We start from the raw sequence: 16,740 nt of genomic DNA, 5'->3' as shown, positions 1-16,740 counted from the left end.
GACACATGACCCGTCCGCGTCCGATCCGCCTCGACCACGACACGTGGCTCGTGATGCGGAACGACCCGGTGATCCCGAAGGCGGTCATCGAACGGCGCCGGGATCGGGGCGGTGCCGACGCGTACTTCGTCATCGCCTGGGACATCGATCCGCTCAAGCGGGTGTTGATGAGCGTGCAGCCGAGCCTCGAGCGTGCCGATGCGCTCGTGCGGTACGACGTCCCGCGCACCGCCTCCGACCGCGATGGACCGCCCAACGGACTCAAGGCCACCCCGCGCTGATCCGCTCTGTCGGTGCGCGCCGTCGGGGAGTAGCGTTCCCGCATGGCGATCGATCCGAAGCTGCTCGACTGGTTGCTCGACGCCGATCCGGCCCTCCGGTGGCAGGTCGAACGAGACCTGGCGGGTGCGCCACCCGAGGTCTGGGAGGCGACGCGGAGCACCGTCGCGACGACCGGGTTCGGGGCCGAGCTGCTCGCACATCAGGACCCCGACGGGCAGTGGGCGGGCGGTGCGTACTTCCCGGCGGGCTTCTTCGGCAGTGCGGAGCAGGAGGAGCCCGGGCAACCCTGGGTCGGGACCACCTGGGCGCTCAAGGACCTCCGTGAGTGGGGCGTGGATGCCGCCGTCCTGACCGACACGGCCGAGCGCCTGGCGGTCAACAGTCGGTGGGAGTACGACGATCTGCCGTACTGGGGCGGTGAGGTCGACGTCTGCATCAACTCGTTCACGCTCGCCACCGGCGCCTGGCTCGGCGTCGATGTCTCGCCGCTCGCCGCCTGGTTCACCACGCATCGCCTCGCCGACGGCGGCTGGAACTGCGAGGCGGAGGAGGGCGACTCGGTGCGGTCCTCCTTCCACTCGACCCTCAACGCGGTGCGCGGTCTCCTGGCGTACGAGGCGTACACGGGTGACTCGAGCGTTCGTGAGGCCCGGCAGGGTGGCGAGGAGTACCTCCTGACGCGACGACTGCTCAACCGGGCGACGACCGGGGAGCGGGTCGGCTCGTTCGTCGACCACCTGGTCTTCCCGAACCGCTACCGCTACAGCGCCCTCGCCGCCCTCGACCACTTCCGGGACGCCTCCGTCGCCGATGGCGCGCCGCCGGATCCGCGCCTCGCCGACGCCGTCGAGCTCGTCCGCGCGGCTCGCCGGTCGGACGGGACCTGGCTCCAGGGGCGGCCGCTGCCCGGACGCGTCTGGTTCGAGACCGACGTGCCGGAGGGCGAACCGTCGAAGTGGCTCACGCTCATCGGTTCCCGGGTCCTCGCCTGGTGGGACGATGCGGGCTCGGCAACCGCCCAGCAGACCCATCGACGACGTATGGACAGCTCAGAGGAAGCCCATAGCCGGCACACCGATGCTCGTCTTACGACCGATCGAGACCACCGATCGCAGACGAAGGCGAGGCGCACCATGAGCAGGATCCCGACACCCGAGACCACCCCGGACGGCCCGGCCTACGAGGGCCGCTTGCTCGACCGGGCCGACGAGGAGGTCGTCGACCAGGGCGTCGCGTTCGACCTCGGAACCCTCGTCAGCCGACGCACGGTGCTGAGCCTCGTGGGTGCCGGGGTCGGGGCCGTCGCGCTCGCCGCCTGCTCCACCGGGGCGTCCGGTAGCAGCAGCACGAGCACCGGCGCCGCGAGTTCCGGCACGAGCACCGCGACCGCGACCGGCGACCTCCCATCGGGCGAGATCCCCGACGAGACCGCAGGTCCCTACCCGGGCGACGGCTCGAACGGAGCCGACGTGCTCGAGGAGTCCGGCATCGTCCGCAGCGACATCCGGTCGAGCATCGGGTCCGGCACCACCGCGAGCGGGGTCCCCATGGCCCTCTCGCTGACCATCCTCGACATGGCGAACGGTGACGCGCCGTTCGCCGATGTCGCCGTGTACGTCTGGCACTGCGACGCGTCGGGCGGCTACTCGATGTACTCCGACGGGATCGAGGACGAGACCTACCTGCGCGGTGTCCAGGTCGCCGACAGCTCAGGGACCGTCTCGTACACCTCGATCTTCCCGGCCTGCTACTCGGGCCGGTGGCCGCACATCCACTTCGAGGTGTACCCCACGGTGAACGACATCTCCGACTCCGCGAACGCGATCGCGACCTCCCAGGTCGCCCTCCCGCAGGCGGCGTGCGACACCGTCTACGCGCTGTCCGGCTACGACGGATCGAGCGCGAACCTCGCCCAGGTGAGTCTCGACGACGACAACGTCTTCGGCGACGACGGCGGTGCCCTGCAGCTCGCGACGGTGACGGGCGACGCGACCTCCGGGTACCAGGTGGCGCTCACCGTCCGGGTGGACACCACGACGACGCCGACCGCCGGTGCCGCGCCGTCCGGCGGTGGCGGGGCTGGCGGCGGAGGAACGCCGCCGAGCGGACGCTGATCGCGGCGCCTCCACGCCCTCCTGTCCCGACCCGCATCGACCCGAAAGGACCCGTCATGGGATTCCTCCAGAACCTCACGGGCTGGCACGCCCTCATCGTGCTCGCCGTCATCCTGCTGTTCTTCGGCGCCGCGAAGCTCCCGAGCCTCGCCCGCAGCGTCGGGCAGTCGGCACGCATCCTGAAGGACGAGGTGTCGGGCGACGCCGACACGCGCGCCGACACCCGCGCAGACACCCCGGCCGCCTGATCACCGGAGCGCATCGTGTTCGGACTCACCATGGACAAGCTGATCGTCATCGGCATCCTCGCGGCCGTGCTCATCGGCCCGACACAGTTGCCGGTGTACGCCGAGCGACTCGGGGTGCTCGTCCGTACCGTGCGCGACCTCGTCGCCACGACCAAGGCGCGAGCCGCCGAGGAGCTCGGCCCCGAGTTCGACCCGACCGAGTGGAAACGCCTCGACCCTCGACAGTTCGATCCCCGACGGATCATCCAGGAGGCGCTCGTCGAGGATCGTGGGTCGGTCCCGCAGCTCGAGCAGTCGACGACGTCGGAGGTGCAGGTGGAGCCGTCCGTGCCGTCTGCCCCGGCGAAGCCGGTCGCGAGCGGCGGCTGGCAGGCCGCGCTCCTCGAGCGGGTGGGACGCGACGGGGCGGATGCGCACCGCGCACCCGCCCCGATCGTGATCACTGAACGCGTCGGACTCGACGAACGTGTCGACGAGTCCGCTAGCCGGCGGGCGTCGTGACGCGTCCGTCCTGGCCGTCCGCCGCGGCACCGGTGGTCGACGCGGGCGGCAGGATGTCGAGCGGCATCGTGTGGGTGTCGATGAGCGGGTTGTCGTCCTGCCCCTTGACGAGTTCCACCGCCTCGGCCTTCGTCTCGACCGTCGGCACCGAGCCGATGAGCGGACGACGAGCCGTCTCCCGCATCGTGAGCACGCCGACGCCCGCCACCGCCGCGAAGAACATGATGTAGAACGCGGGCATGAAGGTGTTGCCGGTGAGCTGGATGAGGAACTCGCTGAACAGCGGCGTCGTGCCACCGAAGAGCGATACCGACAGGTTGTAGGCGATCGCCATGGCACCGAAGCGGGACGCCGTCGGGAAGAACGCCGGCAGCGAGGCCGCGGACGGTCCCGCCCAGAGCGCGACCGGGGCGGCCACCATGAAGAGGGCGATGAAGATCGCCCAGATCTCACCGATCTGCATGACCGCGAACGCCGGCACCATGAGGGCGAGGGTCGCGCCGACGGCCATGAGGTAGACGGGCTTGCGGCCGAGCTTGTCGGACATACGGCCGACGAGCGGCAGGCAGGCGGACATGATCAGCAGGACCGGGATGGTCGCGACCGCGGCCGTCAGGTTGGAGACGCCGACGTCCTTCTCGAGGTAGGTCGGCATGTAGCTCGTGAGCGCGTAGCCGGCCGTGTTCGTCGCGGCGACGATCGCCATCGCGATGAGGATCTGGCGCCAGAAGTGACGGAAGATCCCGAAGACACCCTGGCGGGCCATCGGGTCTTCGTGCTCGGACTCGATCCCGCCGGCGGTCTCGGCGACCTCGTAGGCCGGGGTCTCGGGGATCTTGAGGCGGAACCACACCGCCACCGCACCGAGCGGCAGGGCGATGAGGAACGGGATGCGCCAACCGAACTCGGTCATCGCGTCGGGGCCCGCGAGGCCCTCCGCGATCAGCGTGGTGAGGGCGACGGTCCCGGCGCCGGCCGCGAAGCCGACGTAGGACCCGACGTCGAGCCAGGAGGCCCAGAACCCGCGGCGACGGTCGGGTGAGAACTCGGCGACGTAGGTGGACGCGCCGGCGTACTCACCACCGGTCGAGAAGCCCTGGATCATCTTGAGGAGGTACAGCGGGGCGATGGCCCACAGCCCGATCTGGGCGGCGGTCGGCAGCACGCCGATGAGCGCGGTCGCCGCGGCCATCATCGACATCGTGAGGAAGAGGATCTTCTTCCGGCCGATCTTGTCGCCGAGTGGTCCGAGCACGAGCCCGCCGAGCGGACGCACGAGGAACGACACGGCGAAACCGAACAGGGTGACGAGGATGCCCGCCTCAGGAGGGAGTCCCTCGGTGAAGACGACGGTCATCGTGACCGCGAGGTAGCCGTAGATGCCGAAGTCGAACCACTCCATGAAGTTGCCGACGACGGTGCCTGAGATGGCAGTGCGGACCTTGGACGTCTTCACGACGAGGACGTCGTCGACGCGGAGGCGCCTGGTCTTGCGGGCCGGCTTCCGGCCGGTTTTGGGGGAGGGGGATGCGGGGGACGATGATGCCGCGTTGTCGCTGGAGTTCACAAGTAGTACTCGTTTCCTGACAGTCGTGTTGAATCATTCGGCACTCGCGTAGTCGCTCAGTGCCCGAGAAATGCCGGAGGATCGCCATGCTGCACTGGCACGGAGCTCGGGGGAGCTTCACGTCGGGTGGCGGGTCGTTCTCGGGGAGAACGCGTCCTCTCGGCTCTGGACGGGTATAGACAATACCAGGTGTCCAGTGGCGCCCCTCCCCGCGGTCGTACGGGCACAATGGACGGCATGGATGTTCGTCGCGGTGTCTGGACCCTCGACGGTGGTCTCGGAACGCTGCTCGAGGCACGCGGGCACGACCTCTCCGACGCGCTGTGGAGTGCTCGTCTGCTCCTCGAGAAGCCGCAGGCGATTCTGGACGCTCATCGGGAGTTCTTCGCCGCTGGAGCGCAGATCGTGATCACGGCGTCGTACCAGGTCGGCTTCGAGGCGTTCGAGCGGATCGGCATCTCGGATCTCGAGACCGAACGGCTTCTGCGGTCGAGCGTCGAGCTGGCGCGTGCGGCGCGCGACACGCGGTCGGAATCGGACCCCGACGGCCCGCTCCTCGTCGCCGCCTCGGTCGGTCCGTACGGCGCGACGCTCGGTGGCGGCTCGGAGTACCAGGGGGCCTCCGGTCTCAGTCGGACCGAGCTGCGGCAGTGGCACGAGCGGCGTCTGGCGGTGCTGGCTGACGCGGGCCCCGACCTCCTCGCCCTGGAGACCATCCCGACGCTCGACGAGGCGACGGCGCTCGCCGATCTGGTGCGGGGTTCGGGCGTGCCGGCATGGTTGTCGTTCACGGTGGAGGGCGGTCGTCTGCGCTCGGGTGAACCGATGGCGGAGGGCTTCTGTCTCGTCGAGGGGATCGACGAGTTCCAGGCCGTCGGCGTCAACTGTTCGCACCCGGACGAGGTCCTCCCGGCCATCGCCGCTGCGCGGTCCGTGACGGACAAGGCCGTGGTGGTCTATCCGAACTCGGGCGAGCGCTGGGATGCCGACGCCCGCTGTTGGCGCGGAGCCGCCGGGGTCGGTGAGGTGGAGGCCTGGCTGGAGGCCGGGGCGACGATCGTCGGCGGCTGCTGCCGGATCATGCCGGACGACATCGCCGACATCCGTGCGCGGATCGGCCGGGAGGGACGCCCCTAGCCGACGTTGAACCCGCCGTTGCTCGAGAGCACCTGGCCGTTGATCCAGGACCCGGCCGGCGAGAACAGGAAGCGGACGAGGTCGGCGGTGTCGGACGGCGTACCGAGCCGGCCGGCGGGCGTCGCCTCGGCTCCCCAGCGGCGGATGTCGTCGGTCATCCAACCCGTGTCGATCGGACCCGGGTTGATGACGTTCGCCCGCACCCCGCGGTCGCCCAGCTCCACCGCGGCGGCGGTCACGATGCGGTCGAGCGCACCCTTGCTCGCGCCGTAGGGGAGGTTGTTCACGGTGTGATCGCTCGTGAGGGCGACGATGCGACCGGCCACCCGGGGCGGCGCCTCCTGCACGGGGAGCTGTTCGGCGAAGGCCTTGATGAGCAGCCACGTCGCCCGCGCGTTCACGGCGAAGTGGCGGTCCCAGCTGTCGAGGTCCGTCGTGAGGATCGAGCTGTCCACCGACTCGCAGTGCGACATGACGAGCCCCGACACGGGACCCAGCTGCGCCGCCCGATCGACGAGTTCGGCCGGGAACGCGGGGTCGGCGAGGTCACCGAACACGACCTCGACGGTCACGCCGAGCGCGCGGCACTCGTCCGCGATCGCCTCGGGGTCGTCGGGGGTCCGCTCGTAGCCGAGGCGCTCGTCGTAGGGCCGCCACGCGTTGAGGACGAGGTTCCAGCCGTCCGCGGCGAGACCGGTGGCGAGCCCTGCGCCGATCGAGCGGCGGCGTCCGACCCCGGTGATGATAGCGATGCGGTCGGCGGCGGTGGCGTCATCGGTGAAGTCCATCCCGAGACCCTACGCGATGTCGGGTGGTCGCCGACAGGTCGCCCCGGTTCCGGTCAGACGGCCAGGAGGCGACCGGCGATCGCGCGGGCGGTCTCGAACGGTTCGCGGAAGGTGCGCATCCCGACCGTCACGATGGCGCCCTCGTACAGCAGCATGAGTTCGCGGGCGCGTGCTCCGGGGTCCGACAGGCCGGCCTCGGTGATGAGCTCGGCGAAGCGGTCGAGCAGCCACTGCTTCTGTCGGGTGACCTCGGGGAGGACGAGGCCGCTCGTCGCGTGGTCGGGGATCTCCGCGCGCGCGTTGACGGCACTGCAGCCCTTGGGGCTGTTGTCGTCCGACCAGCCGATCGCCGCGTCGAAGATCGCGAGGACCCGGTCGATCCCGGGCTCCGGGTGCCGGGCGAGGAACTCGTCGACCCAGACGCGCCAGCGGGCGTCGCGATGCTGCAGGTAGGAGAGGACGAGGGCCTCCTTGCTGCCGAAGCGGTCGTAGAGCGTCTTCTTCGTGACCCCGGCCGCCTCCGCGATGGTGTCGACGCCGACCGCGTGGATGCCGTTCTCATAGAAGAGCACGGAGGCGGCGTCGAGCACGCGTCGGGCGCCCGGCGTGAGGGGTGCGAGCTCTGGAGTGTCGACCGTCATGCGAAAACTATACCAGTCTGTATACTGCGGGGATGAGTAAACAGATCGGTATACCTGCGGTTCGTGCGATCCGCGCGGTCATCGTCCCCCTCGCGGCGATCGGGTTCGTCCTCGCGTGGAGCTCCGGGTTCATCGTCGCGAAGATCGGAACCGAGGAGGTGCCGGTGCTCACCGTGCTCCTCTGGCGGTTCGTGCCGCTCGCCGTGGGGCTCGCGATCGTGCTGCTGTTGAGCGGGCAGTGGCGGAACGCCACCCGGGCACAGGTGCGCTCGCAGCTCGTCATCGGCCTGTTCGCGCAGTTCGGCTACGTCGTGTTCGTCTACGCCTCGGTCGCGGTGGGCATCTCGACCGGGACGACCGCGCTCATCGACGCCGTCCAGCCGCTCGTCATCGCGGCGCTCGCCGGACCGCTGCTGCACGTGCGGGTTCCGGGGGCCCAGTGGCTGGGACTCGGGATCGGCGCGGTCGGGGTGTTCCTCATCGTGCAGTCCCAGTTCGGCGCCTCGGACGCACCGCCGATCGCCTACGCCCTGCCCGCACTGGCCATGGCCAGCCTCATCACCGCGACGATCCTGGAACGGCGCTCGCCGCACCGAGCCCCGGTCCTCCTCACGCTGACCGTCCACGCGACGGCGACCATGGTGCTCCTCGCCGTGCTCGCCCTCGCGACCGGTGAGGCGGTGCCGCCGGGCGACGCGACCTTCTGGTTGACGACGCTCTTCCTCGCGCTCGTCCCCACGCTCTCGGCCTACGGGCTCTACTGGTGGCTGCTGCATCGCATCGGGGTCACGGTCCTCAACGCGCTCCTGTTCCTCGTCGCGCCGACGACCGCCGTCGCGGGTGCGCTCCTGTTCCGGGAGCCGTTCACGCTCCTGACGGCCGGCGGGTTCCTGCTCAGTGCGGCGGGCGTCGCCCTCGTGCTCGTGAGCGACGCCCGCGGTCGCGTCGACGCCCGTCGGGTCAGTGCCCCTCCGGCTGCCGATCCTGCTGACGGCGCATCTCTTCGGCCAGTGCCGGATTCCGCTCCGCAAGGTGCGCGGTGATGTCGTCGACCACCTCGGGCGTCTTGTTCTGACTGAGCTTCGCGCGGGCGTCGAAGCGGGTCACGCGCATCCGGAGGCCGACCGTCCCCTTCGCGGCCCGCCGGGTGCCGGCCTCGTCCTGGGACAGGTGGCGGCCGTCCGGGCGGTGATCCTCGAAGTGGTCGGTGAGTCGCGAGAGCATCTCGTAGTTCTCGTCCTCGCTGAGGACCTCCGGTGTGCCGTACAGGTGCGCTGTGACGTGGTTCCACGTCGGGATCAGCTGGCCCTCCGGATACCAGCTCGGCGAGACGTAGTCGTGCGGTCCCTGGATGATGACGAGGACCTCGTGCTCGCCGAGCTCGTGCGAGCGCTCGTCCGGCCGGCCGAAGTGGCTGACGATCGACAGCTCGTCCCGGTCCTCCTCGAGGATCGCCGGGTAATGGGAGGCGACGAGTCCGGTGCTCGCAGGCGAGACGAACGTCGCCCACGGGTGGTTGCGGATGAGGCGCTTGACCTCGTCGACGTCGGTCATCAGGTACGTGGGGGTGTGGCGCATGGTGGGGTCACTTCCGGTCGAGACGGGTGCGGACGGCGAGGCCGGCGCACAGGATGACCGCGAGCCCGCCGAGCACGGTGGCCCAGTCGAGTCGCTCGCGGAGGATGAGGGTCGCCCAGACGATGCTCAGCACGGGCTGGACGAGTTGGATCTGGCTGACCCGGGCGATCGGGCCGATGGCGAGTCCGCGATACCAGGCGAAGAAGCCGAGGAACATGCTCACGACGCCGAGGTAGCCGAACGCCAGCCAGCTGCCGATGGCTGCGGTCGGCGGCTGCTGGACGACCGACAGTGCCGTGAGGGCGACCATGAGCGGTGCTGCCACGACGAGCGCCCAGGAGATCGTCTGCCAGGAGCCCAGCTCCCGGGCGAGCAGTCCGCCCTCCGCGTAGCCGATCGCGGCCGCGACGACGGCACCGAGCAGGAGCAGGTCCGACCAGGCCATCGGTGCGAGGCCGCCGTGCTGCACCGAGGCGAAGACCATCGCCGCGACCGCGCCCGAGCCGGCGAAGATCCAGAAGCGGCGCGTCGGGCGCTCGCCGCCCCGGAGGACGGCGGCGACCGCCGTCGCCGCCGGGAGGAGGCCGATCACCACGGCGCTGTGACCGGCGGGAGCGGTGGTCAGCGCGAAGGAGGTCAGGAGTGGGAATCCGACGACGACGCCGCCGGCGACGATCGCGAGGCGAGCCCACTGCACGCCGGTCGGTCGCCGCGCTCGCAGGGTGGCGAGGGTGATCGCGGCGAGCAGGGCTGCGACGACCGCGCGCCCGGAACCGATGAAGAGTGGCGAGAGCCCGACGAGCGCGACCTTCGTGACGGGGACCGTGAAGGAGAACGCCAGGACGCCGAGGAAGCCCCAGCCGAGCCCGCTGCGGGATAACACTCGCGCCGGCGTCACGATAACGCTACTCTTTAGACTCATGGACAACGATAGCACCGGACGGATCGTCGCCGCCATGGCCGCCTGGATCGCCGCGGCACCTCCGGGTGCACGCGTGCCCTCCAACCGGGCGTTGACCGCCGAGTTCGCAGCGAGCCCCGTCACCGTCCAGAATGCGATGCGCCAGCTCGCCGGCCGAGGGCTCATCGAGAGTCGGCCGGGCGTCGGCACCTTCGTGCGGGCGGCTCGTCCGGCGCGATCGGTGGACTACGGCTGGCAGACCGCTGCGCTCGGGGCGCTGCCGTGGCGCTCTGGCGCACTCTCCTCGGCGCAACGGTCGGTCGCACCCGCTGCGATCGCGATGCACTCCGGATACCCCGCCCGAGAACTCCTGCCTGAACGGCTGGTCCGCGCCGCACTCGCGCGTGCCGCCCGCACCGACGTGGCGATGACCCGATCGCCGGCGGCCGGCTCGCCGGAGCTCCAGGCGTGGTTCGCAGCCGACCTCGCGGCAGCCGCACCGCCCGGGGTCACGCCGCCGACCGCGCGGGACGTCATCGTGATCTCCGGCAGTCAGAGCGGGCTCAGCTCGATCTTCCGAGCGCTCGTCGGCCCGGGGCAGCCGATGCTCATCGAGTCGCCGAGCTACTGGGGTGCGATCCTCGCGGCCGAGCAGGCGGGCGTGACGCTGGTCCCCGTGCCGACCGGTCCCGACGGACCGGACCCGGACGTCGTGGAACGCGCGTTCCAGGACACCGGTGCGCGGGCGTTCTACGCGCAGCCGACCTTCGCGAATCCGACCGGCGGCCGCTGGTCGCCGGAGACGGGGATCGCGATCCTCGAGGCCGTCCGGCGGCACGGCGCGTTCCTCGTCGAGGACGACTGGGCGCACGACCTCGCGATCGACGTCGATGCCCGGCCGCTCGCCGCACTCGACGACGACGGACACGTCATCTACCTGCGGTCGCTGACCAAGAGCGTCTCGCCGGCGCTCCGGGTCGCCGCCGTCATCGCGCGGGGGCCCGCCCACGACCGGATCCTGGCCGACCTGGCCGCCGAGTCGATGTACATCAGCGGGGTCCTGCAGGCCGCAGCCCTCGACGTCGTCACCCAACCCGGGTGGCGGTCGCACCTCCGTGGTCTGCGACCGCTCCTCCGTGCTCGGCGGGACCTGCTCGTCGCGAGTCTGCGTGAGCACGCCCCGACGGCGCACCTCGAGCGGCTGCCGCTCGGTGGGCTGAACCTGTGGCTGCGGCTCCCGGAAGGCACCGATGTGCCGCGCGTGGTCCGCACCTGCGAGAGCCGTGGGCTCATCGTCTCCGACGGCACCGAGTGGTTCCCGGCGGAGCCGGCGGGGCCCTACCTCAGAATCAACTACTCCGGCGAGGACGCGGGTCGCTTCGGTGAGGCGGCCCGCATCCTCGGCGGTGTCCTGGCGGACGAACGTGCCTGAAGGTGTCCAGGCGATCGTTCGTTACAGGTCGAGCTTCGCGTTGTCGCCGCCGTCGTAGGTCTCGCCGGTGACCTTCGACTTCACGAACGCGACGGCGGTCGCGATCTTGCCGCCGGGGCTGTCCCAGTACTCGGCGCTGTCGGCCGAGAACTTCAGCAGACCGACGCGCGGGTCGGAGGGGCCGTCCGGGAACCAGGCCTCGACGACGCTGTTCCAGAGCTCTTCCAGCTTGGCGTGGTCCTCGACGAGCTCGGCGGTGCCGGCGAGCGACACCCATGAGCTGTCCGAGCTCAGCGTGACGCCGGCGTTCGGGTTGACGTCGAGCTGCTGGACGGCGGAGGCGTCCTTGCCGACGATGAACCACAGGTCGCCATCGAACTCGCGCTCCTGGACGGTGAGCGGGTGGGCGACGAGCTTGCCGTCGAGGTCCACCGTGGTGAGCATCGCGAAGCGGAAGTCCGCGAGCAGCTTGTTGAGGGTCGTATAGGGGTCGGTGTCTCCGGCCATGGGGTCTCCTTCGTCTCGTCGACCGGCCCGTCGGTGTCGGGGTGCCGGTCTGCGTGGCTCGCAGCCTACGACTCGCGGCTCCGACAGCACCTGGATGGTGCCGACCGTTGACGCGAGGCGGATCTTCTGCTCCTGCGGCGACTCCGGCCGTCGTGTCCGATCGCCGTCTCCAGGCGACGTCTCGGGTCGCCCTATCGCACATCTCGTGCGCGAGCGCCATGCTCCCGTCGTTCCCGGGTCCGCTCACTACCCTGGACTCTTCACCACCGTAGGGAGAGACACATGAACACCTCATCGCTCACGAACCAGATCAACGAGGCGCTCGCGGCACTTGGAGGCGGTCCGTTCCTCACGACGAAGACCACCGAGCAGGACGCCACGACCACGGTCACCGGCACCCTCGGCGACAGCGAGATCCACATCGACTTCATCGAGGAGGGTAACGGCACCGAGGCCGAGAAGGACCACACGGTCGTCGTCCGCGACGCCTCGGGCAAGCAGATCGGCGAGGGGCGCGGCGACTCGACCTTCGCCGACGCCATCTCCGCCTTCGGTTGGGCGGGCGTGCTCGACGCCGTCAAGAACGGCTGATCGCGTCGTCATGACCTCCAGGGTCCGGTCTCGTCCGCATGCGCGGTGGGCCGGGCCCTGCGTCGTCTCCAGGAAGCACCCGTGACGCCGCGATCGGACGACGGGCCGGTGGAGGACGACCACTGGTTCGTCGTGAACGGCAGGCGCTGGCGCCGGACGGACCCGAGTCTGCCGTCGGAGCTCGTCGCGTCCCTGCAGTCCCACCTCGGCCGCGGGCGTTCCGGCGTCGGCGTCGCGAAGCGGGCGGGTGACGACGATGCGGTCGCTGCTGCCCGCCGTCGCGTCGGCCTCGCCAAGCACGGGCTCGGTGAACGCGGCCCGAAGTGGTGGGAGGAGCCGGAGGCTGATCGACTCCAGCGTGCCGAGGCGGCGCTGCGAGAGCTCGACGCGCTCGACGAGTCACCGCCCGGATGATCCGGCTGGGCGGACGTGCTTGCCGCCCGCTCTTGCGTTCTGATCGATCTCGGCATATCGTTTATCGATACCAACGACAATCGATATGGATGTGATGATCATGACCGAGTCCACCGATCGCCCGACGCCGTCCGGCTTCGACCACGCGGCCTGGCAGGCTGCGAAGACCGAGCGCTCCACCCGCAACGACCTCGTATCCGTGCTCGGTGCCGCCGTCGTCGCGGCAGGGGCTGTCGTCGTCACGCTCGTCCTCCGGCTGCTCGACGTCTTCGGCACCGACGGGACCCGGGTGCCCGTCTTCTTCGACGCCGTCGATGCAGTCCTTCCGGGTGCGGCAGGAGCCGGCTCCTTCACGATCGACCAGGGCTCGGTCGTCGTGGCCGACCTCCCGGTGGTGACCTTCGTGTGTGTGCTGCTCGCCGCGATCCTGCCGGCGATCGCGAACCTCGTGGTCATCGTCTGCGCGTTCCGCTTCTTCCGCCGCCTGCTGCGTGGCGATGCCTTCGCACCCGGGAACGCACGGCTGCTCTCGATCGCCTCCATCGCCATCCTCTGCGGGTGGATCGCGGACACCTGGTTCGGCACGATGGCGTCGAACGGCGCGCTCGCGGCCGCGACCGACGGCGCCGTCGAAGGAACCCCCTATCCGCTCACCTGGATCCCGTTCTTCGTCGCCATGGCGGTCGGCGGCCTCGCGATCGCCTTCCGCGCCGGTGAGCGCCTGCGCGCCGACACCGAGGGACTCGTCTGATGGTGCCGGCGCCCGAGGAGGACGTCGCGACCGGCGTGCACTGCAACCTCGACCGGTTGCTCGCCGACCGCGGTCTCACCCTCGCCCGACTCAGCGAGCTCGTCGGGGTGAGCGTGGTGAACCTGTCGGTGCTGAAGAACGACCGTGCGAAGGCGATCCGGTTCTCGACGCTGACGGCGATCTGCCGGGTGCTCGACTGCACGGTCGGCGAACTGCTGGAGCTCGACGACGCCCGCTGAGCCGTGCGGTCCCGACCCCTCAGCGCCGCCGTTCGCGGAGCAGCAATTGCGTGAGGTACAGCCCGCCGACGACCACCGTGACGACGCCGACCGGCACCGTCAGCGGGATCAGATGCTGGGCCACGAGGTCGGACGCGAGGAGCAGGACGCCGCCGACGAGCCCCGTCGCGACCAGCGGGATGCCCGGCGAGCGGGTCAGTCGGCGTGCGATCTGCGGCGCGGCCAGGGCGATGAACGCGATCGGGCCAGCGACGGCGGTCACCGCGCTCACCAGCGCGACCGCGAGGCCGATGAGGATGGCGCGTTCACGGGTGAGGCGCACCCCGGTCGCAGCGGCCACGTCGTCACCGAGTTCCAGCTGGCGGAGCGGACGGGCGGCCAACGGCAGGACCGCGAAGAGCGCCACGAGGCACGCGAGTGCCGGCCAGACGACGGTAGCGGTCGCGGTGTTGAGCGTCCCCGCGCCCCAGGCCGCCGCGAAGAGCGCGACGTCGAGGTCGGCCCGGAGCAGGAGCCAGCTGTTGAACGCCGCCAGCATGGCCGAGACGCCGATGCCCACGACGATGAAGCGGAAGCCCGACAAGCCCTGGCGGAGGGCCAACAGGAAGATCGCGACCGCGGCCGCCAGACCGCCGATCAGCGACCCGGCCATCAACGCCGGCCAGCTGCCACCGAGGAGGAGCAGCGCGACGAGCATCCCGGTGAACGAGCCGTTCGCGAGGCCGATGATGTCGGGGCTCGCGAGCGGATTCCGGGTGAGGGTCTGGAAGATCGCTCCCGAGACACCGAGCGCTGCGCCGAAGCCGATCGCCGCGAGGACCCGAGGCAGGCGCCAGTCCAGCACGACGGTGCGGGCCAGGCCGTCGACGCGTCCGGTGAGGACGCCGACCACCTCGTCGGTGGTCAGCGGGTAGTCGCCGAGCGCGAGACCGGCGATCGCCGCGACGACGATCGCCAGGAGTGCGGCGGCGCAGACGAGGAGCGTCCGCCGTGCCGGTCGGCGCCCGGTGATCGGATGTGCGGTCTCCCGTTCCCGTGTCGTGCTCACAGGCCCGAGGCCGTTCTGCGTCGGGCGAGCGCGATGAGGACGGGCGCCCCGACGAACGCGGTCACGAGCCCGACGGGCATCTCGCCCGGGAGCACCGCGATCCGTCCGACGACGTCGGAGCACAGCACGAGGACGCAGCCGACGAGGACCGAACCCCCGAGGATGCGGCGCTGATCACTGCCGATCGACCAGCGCACGAGATGGGGCACGACGAGGCCGACGAAGGCGATCGGCCCGGCGATCGCCGTGGCGCCGCCGGCGAGCAGCGTCACCGCGGCGAGCACCAGGATGCGACTGCGCGTGACGCTGACGCCCTGTGCTCTGGCGACGTCCGGACCGAGGGCGATCGCATTGAGGCTCCGCGCGCTCGCCGCGGCCAGGACGAGCCCCACGACGAGGAAGGGGAGGACCGGCACGACGACACCGAGGTCGCGTTCGAGCAGGCTGCCGGCATTCCAGCCGCGCATCCGGTCGAACGCGTCGGGGTGCGTGATCGCGATCCCCGTCGTCAGCCCGGCGAGTACGGCGCCGAAGGCGACACCCGTGACCGTGAGGCGGGCGGTGGAGGACTGCTCACGCCCGCCGGAACCGATCGCGTACACGACGAGGGTGACGACGAGCGCCCCACCGCAGGCGAGCCAGGCGATGTCGCCCGGCGCCCGGACGCCGAGGAACGCCAGGCCGATGGCGACCGCGAAGCCTGCCCCGGCGTTGACCCCGAGGATGCCCGGGTCGGCGAGCGGGTTCCGGGTGAACGCCTGCATGAGCGCACCCGCGACACCCAGGGCCGCACCGACGGCCAGCGCTGCGACCGTGCGCGGCACTCGCTGGTCCCACACGACGAAGTCCGCCTCGTCCGAGCCCGCGCCGAGGAGCGCCGCACGGACGTCATCCGGCGAGATCGGGTTCGCGCCGACGAACAGGGACAGGAGGACGGCGACCGCGAGCACCGCGACGCCCGCGAGCAGCACGACGAGCAGGCGGTGTCGCTGCGGCGCCCGCCGTCCCACCGAGGTGTCGCGGGCGGTCAGGATCGCGGTCGGGTTCGTCACGACCCGTCGGAGAGCAGCCGGTCGAGGTCGTCGAGGACGGCCATACCGCCGAGGGGGCCGACACCGGTGATCCAGAACGACTGGTCGACGAGGTGCAGCTCGGGGAAGGCGTCCGTGTTCGCAGTGAGGGAGGCCGGCAGCGTCGAGGTGTCATCGGGATCGACGCTCGTCACGAAGACCTGGTCGGCCTTCGCCTCGAGTACGCGCTCAGGGGAGAGGTCGAGGGAGATGTCCTCCCAGGCGTGTTCGGGCGTCGTGAACCCGGCGCACTCGAGGGTGCTGCCGGCGAAGGAGGTCGGGCCGTAGAGCGTCAGGACACCGTCGCGCGGGCGGATCAGCTGTGCCGTCTTGCTGGCGGTGTCGTGCTCCTTCGCGATCTCCGCGCAGCGCGCGTCGTAGGCGTCGAGGAGTTCGTCCGCGCCGTCCGGGTCACCGAGTGCCTCGGCGACGAACTGCACGTTGTCGCGCCAGGGGTCGGTCTGCGTCGCCATGAACACGGTCGGCGCGATCTCGGACAACTGGTCGTACAGGGCGGAGTGCCGCGACTCGGTGCCGATGATGAGGTCGGGCTTCGCGGCGGCGATCAGCTGCACGTTCGGCTCCGCCACGGTCCCGACGGTGGGGATGTCGGCGGCCTGCTCGCCGAGGTAGGCGGGGACGCCGGCGGTCTCGTTCAGCACCGCTGCGCCCACCGGGGTGATGCCGAGCGCGACGGTCGTGTCGAGCTGCACCGGTTCGAGGACGACGACCCGCTTGGGTGCGTCGGGGATGGTGGTCTCGCCGTGGGCGTGCTCCATGACGTGGGTCGCGCTCGTCGCGGTGTCCGAGGGGGTCGAGGCGCTCGAGCTGCTGCAGGCGGCGAGGCCGAGGGCGGCGATGGAGAGGGCGGCGACGGCGACGAGACGTCGACGATCGGCGAGGAGGAGGGGCACGGATCACCTTTCGAACG

Annotated in this window: 20 protein-coding genes and 1 pseudogene; 12 read left to right on the top strand and 9 right to left on the bottom strand. The window is 70.8% G+C overall.

Going from position 1 to position 16,740, the window contains the following annotated elements; genetic code table 11:
* Positions 1–5: 5 nt before the first annotated feature.
* From CCK91_RS11845 to CCK91_RS11825, 5 genes and pseudogenes are all read left to right on the top strand, one after another.
* On the top strand, positions 6–281 hold the full coding sequence (locus tag CCK91_RS11845) for a hypothetical protein (RefSeq protein WP_064294714.1): 276 nt from the start codon (positions 6–8) through the stop codon (positions 279–281).
* Between the two features lie 42 nt (positions 282–323).
* Positions 324–1,286 (top strand): annotated as a pseudogene (locus CCK91_RS11840) (squalene cyclase); the annotation flags it as partial.
* A gap of 129 nt (positions 1,287–1,415) precedes the next feature.
* Complete coding sequence (locus CCK91_RS11835; protein WP_086474330.1) at positions 1,416–2,396, top strand: intradiol ring-cleavage dioxygenase; 981 nt, start codon at positions 1,416–1,418, stop codon at positions 2,394–2,396.
* Between the two features lie 56 nt (positions 2,397–2,452).
* Positions 2,453–2,644: a twin-arginine translocase TatA/TatE family subunit gene (locus tag CCK91_RS11830; RefSeq protein ID WP_079706953.1), complete on the top strand. Its 192-nt coding sequence runs from the start codon at positions 2,453–2,455 to the stop codon at positions 2,642–2,644.
* Positions 2,645–2,659: 15 nt separating this feature from the next.
* The gene (locus CCK91_RS11825) at positions 2,660–3,145 is read left to right on the top strand and encodes a Sec-independent protein translocase TatB (RefSeq protein ID WP_207568221.1); all 486 of its coding nucleotides are present in this window, start codon (positions 2,660–2,662) and stop codon (positions 3,143–3,145) included.
* Here CCK91_RS11825 and CCK91_RS11820 read toward each other — a convergent pair.
* Positions 3,126–4,712 carry an MFS transporter gene (locus tag CCK91_RS11820; protein ID WP_242664525.1) on the bottom strand — a complete coding sequence of 529 codons (1,587 nt, stop codon included), beginning with the start codon at positions 4,710–4,712 and terminating at the stop codon, positions 3,126–3,128. The two genes, CCK91_RS11825 and CCK91_RS11820, sit on opposite strands and share 20 nt — an antisense overlap.
* Positions 4,713–4,949: 237 nt before the next feature.
* Between CCK91_RS11820 and mmuM the strand changes: the two genes are divergently transcribed.
* Positions 4,950–5,849, top strand: a complete 900-nt coding sequence (mmuM, locus tag CCK91_RS11815) for a homocysteine S-methyltransferase (protein WP_242664524.1) — start codon at positions 4,950–4,952, stop codon at positions 5,847–5,849.
* Here mmuM and CCK91_RS11810 read toward each other — a convergent pair.
* The gene (locus CCK91_RS11810) at positions 5,846–6,637 is read right to left on the bottom strand and encodes an SDR family oxidoreductase (protein WP_086474167.1); all 792 of its coding nucleotides are present in this window, start codon (positions 6,635–6,637) and stop codon (positions 5,846–5,848) included. The genes mmuM and CCK91_RS11810 overlap by 4 nt on opposite strands.
* A gap of 53 nt (positions 6,638–6,690) precedes the next feature.
* Positions 6,691–7,278, bottom strand: a complete 588-nt coding sequence (locus tag CCK91_RS11805) for a TetR/AcrR family transcriptional regulator (RefSeq protein ID WP_086474166.1) — start codon at positions 7,276–7,278, stop codon at positions 6,691–6,693.
* 32 nt (positions 7,279–7,310) lie between these two features.
* On the opposite strand from CCK91_RS11805, the gene CCK91_RS11800 reads away from it, so the two are divergent.
* Entirely contained in the window at positions 7,311–8,321 is a 1,011-nt protein-coding gene (locus CCK91_RS11800) for a DMT family transporter (RefSeq protein WP_086474165.1), read from the top strand.
* Here CCK91_RS11800 and CCK91_RS11795 read toward each other — a convergent pair.
* Both CCK91_RS11795 and CCK91_RS11790 read right to left on the bottom strand, forming a co-directional pair.
* Entirely contained in the window at positions 8,239–8,856 is a 618-nt protein-coding gene (locus CCK91_RS11795; RefSeq protein WP_086474164.1) for an FMN-binding negative transcriptional regulator, read from the bottom strand. The genes CCK91_RS11800 and CCK91_RS11795 overlap by 83 nt on opposite strands.
* 7 nt (positions 8,857–8,863) lie before the next feature.
* Positions 8,864–9,778, bottom strand: a complete 915-nt coding sequence (locus CCK91_RS11790; protein ID WP_086474163.1) for a DMT family transporter — start codon at positions 9,776–9,778, stop codon at positions 8,864–8,866.
* Between CCK91_RS11790 and CCK91_RS11785 the strand changes: the two genes are divergently transcribed.
* Positions 9,777–11,189, top strand: a complete 1,413-nt coding sequence (locus tag CCK91_RS11785) for an aminotransferase-like domain-containing protein (RefSeq protein ID WP_086474162.1) — start codon at positions 9,777–9,779, stop codon at positions 11,187–11,189. The two genes, CCK91_RS11790 and CCK91_RS11785, sit on opposite strands and share 2 nt — an antisense overlap.
* A 21-nt stretch (positions 11,190–11,210) precedes the next feature.
* Here CCK91_RS11785 and CCK91_RS11780 read toward each other — a convergent pair whose 3' ends face one another.
* Positions 11,211–11,696, bottom strand: coding sequence for a pyridoxamine 5'-phosphate oxidase family protein (locus tag CCK91_RS11780; protein WP_064294726.1), 486 nt, complete (start codon positions 11,694–11,696; stop codon positions 11,211–11,213).
* Between the two features lie 282 nt (positions 11,697–11,978).
* On the opposite strand from CCK91_RS11780, the gene CCK91_RS11775 reads away from it, so the two are divergent.
* The 4 genes from CCK91_RS11775 (at position 11,979) to CCK91_RS11760 (ending at position 13,691) form a co-directional block, all read left to right on the top strand.
* Positions 11,979–12,287 carry a hypothetical protein gene (locus CCK91_RS11775; RefSeq protein ID WP_064294727.1) on the top strand — a complete coding sequence of 103 codons (309 nt, stop codon included), beginning with the start codon at positions 11,979–11,981 and terminating at the stop codon, positions 12,285–12,287.
* A gap of 81 nt (positions 12,288–12,368) precedes the next feature.
* Positions 12,369–12,701, top strand: coding sequence for a biopolymer transporter Tol (locus CCK91_RS11770; RefSeq protein ID WP_086474161.1), 333 nt, complete (start codon positions 12,369–12,371; stop codon positions 12,699–12,701).
* Positions 12,702–12,801: 100 nt separating this feature from the next.
* A complete protein-coding gene (locus CCK91_RS11765) occupies positions 12,802–13,452 on the top strand; it encodes a DUF2975 domain-containing protein (RefSeq protein ID WP_133059983.1) in 651 nt (216 codons plus the stop codon).
* Positions 13,452–13,691 carry a helix-turn-helix domain-containing protein gene (locus CCK91_RS11760; RefSeq protein WP_079706965.1) on the top strand — a complete coding sequence of 80 codons (240 nt, stop codon included), beginning with the start codon at positions 13,452–13,454 and terminating at the stop codon, positions 13,689–13,691. The genes CCK91_RS11765 and CCK91_RS11760 overlap by 1 nt, the downstream gene beginning before the upstream one ends.
* Before the next feature lie 19 nt (positions 13,692–13,710).
* Here the strand turns inward: CCK91_RS11760 and CCK91_RS11755 are convergent, their stop codons facing one another.
* The 3 genes from CCK91_RS11755 to CCK91_RS11745 are packed head-to-tail and all read right to left on the bottom strand — an operon-like array spanning position 13,711 to position 16,723.
* Positions 13,711–14,739 carry a FecCD family ABC transporter permease gene (locus tag CCK91_RS11755; protein ID WP_242664523.1) on the bottom strand — a complete coding sequence of 343 codons (1,029 nt, stop codon included), beginning with the start codon at positions 14,737–14,739 and terminating at the stop codon, positions 13,711–13,713.
* Complete coding sequence (locus CCK91_RS11750) at positions 14,736–15,791, bottom strand: FecCD family ABC transporter permease (protein ID WP_242664522.1); 1,056 nt, start codon at positions 15,789–15,791, stop codon at positions 14,736–14,738. The genes CCK91_RS11755 and CCK91_RS11750 overlap by 4 nt, the downstream gene beginning before the upstream one ends.
* The gene (locus CCK91_RS11745; RefSeq protein ID WP_086474159.1) at positions 15,788–16,723 is read right to left on the bottom strand and encodes an ABC transporter substrate-binding protein; all 936 of its coding nucleotides are present in this window, start codon (positions 16,721–16,723) and stop codon (positions 15,788–15,790) included. Before CCK91_RS11745 ends, CCK91_RS11750 begins: the two co-directional genes overlap by 4 nt.
* Between the last annotated feature and the right edge of the window lie 17 nt (positions 16,724–16,740).

The organism is Plantibacter elymi (nom. nud.) (assembly GCF_900177795.1).
Taxonomy (GTDB): domain Bacteria; phylum Actinomycetota; class Actinomycetes; order Actinomycetales; family Microbacteriaceae; genus Plantibacter; species Plantibacter elymi.
The sequence above is the reverse complement of the archived record's forward strand: the minus strand, read 5'-3'. Positions and strand labels throughout refer to the sequence as shown.

Excerpts from the sequence above, each read along its gene's own strand:
- CCK91_RS11845 (WP_064294714.1), top strand. The coding sequence starts at position 6 with ATGACCCGTCCGCGTCCGATCCGCCTCGACCACGACACGTGGCTCGTG.
- CCK91_RS11835 (WP_086474330.1), top strand. The coding sequence starts at position 1,416 with ATGAGCAGGATCCCGACACCCGAGACCACCCCGGACGGCCCGGCCTAC.
- CCK91_RS11830 (WP_079706953.1), top strand. The coding sequence starts at position 2,453 with ATGGGATTCCTCCAGAACCTCACGGGCTGGCACGCCCTCATCGTGCTC.
- mmuM (WP_242664524.1), top strand. The coding sequence starts at position 4,950 with ATGGATGTTCGTCGCGGTGTCTGGACCCTCGACGGTGGTCTCGGAACG.
- CCK91_RS11810 (WP_086474167.1), bottom strand. The coding sequence starts at position 6,637 with ATGGACTTCACCGATGACGCCACCGCCGCCGACCGCATCGCTATCATC.
- CCK91_RS11805 (WP_086474166.1), bottom strand. The coding sequence starts at position 7,278 with ATGACGGTCGACACTCCAGAGCTCGCACCCCTCACGCCGGGCGCCCGA.
- CCK91_RS11800 (WP_086474165.1), top strand. The coding sequence starts at position 7,311 with ATGAGTAAACAGATCGGTATACCTGCGGTTCGTGCGATCCGCGCGGTC.
- CCK91_RS11795 (WP_086474164.1), bottom strand. The coding sequence starts at position 8,856 with ATGCGCCACACCCCCACGTACCTGATGACCGACGTCGACGAGGTCAAG.
- CCK91_RS11785 (WP_086474162.1), top strand. The coding sequence starts at position 9,777 with ATGGACAACGATAGCACCGGACGGATCGTCGCCGCCATGGCCGCCTGG.
- CCK91_RS11790 (WP_086474163.1), bottom strand. The coding sequence starts at position 9,778 with ATGAGTCTAAAGAGTAGCGTTATCGTGACGCCGGCGCGAGTGTTATCC.
- CCK91_RS11780 (WP_064294726.1), bottom strand. The coding sequence starts at position 11,696 with ATGGCCGGAGACACCGACCCCTATACGACCCTCAACAAGCTGCTCGCG.
- CCK91_RS11775 (WP_064294727.1), top strand. The coding sequence starts at position 11,979 with ATGAACACCTCATCGCTCACGAACCAGATCAACGAGGCGCTCGCGGCA.
- CCK91_RS11765 (WP_133059983.1), top strand. The coding sequence starts at position 12,802 with ATGACCGAGTCCACCGATCGCCCGACGCCGTCCGGCTTCGACCACGCG.
- CCK91_RS11760 (WP_079706965.1), top strand. The coding sequence starts at position 13,452 with ATGGTGCCGGCGCCCGAGGAGGACGTCGCGACCGGCGTGCACTGCAAC.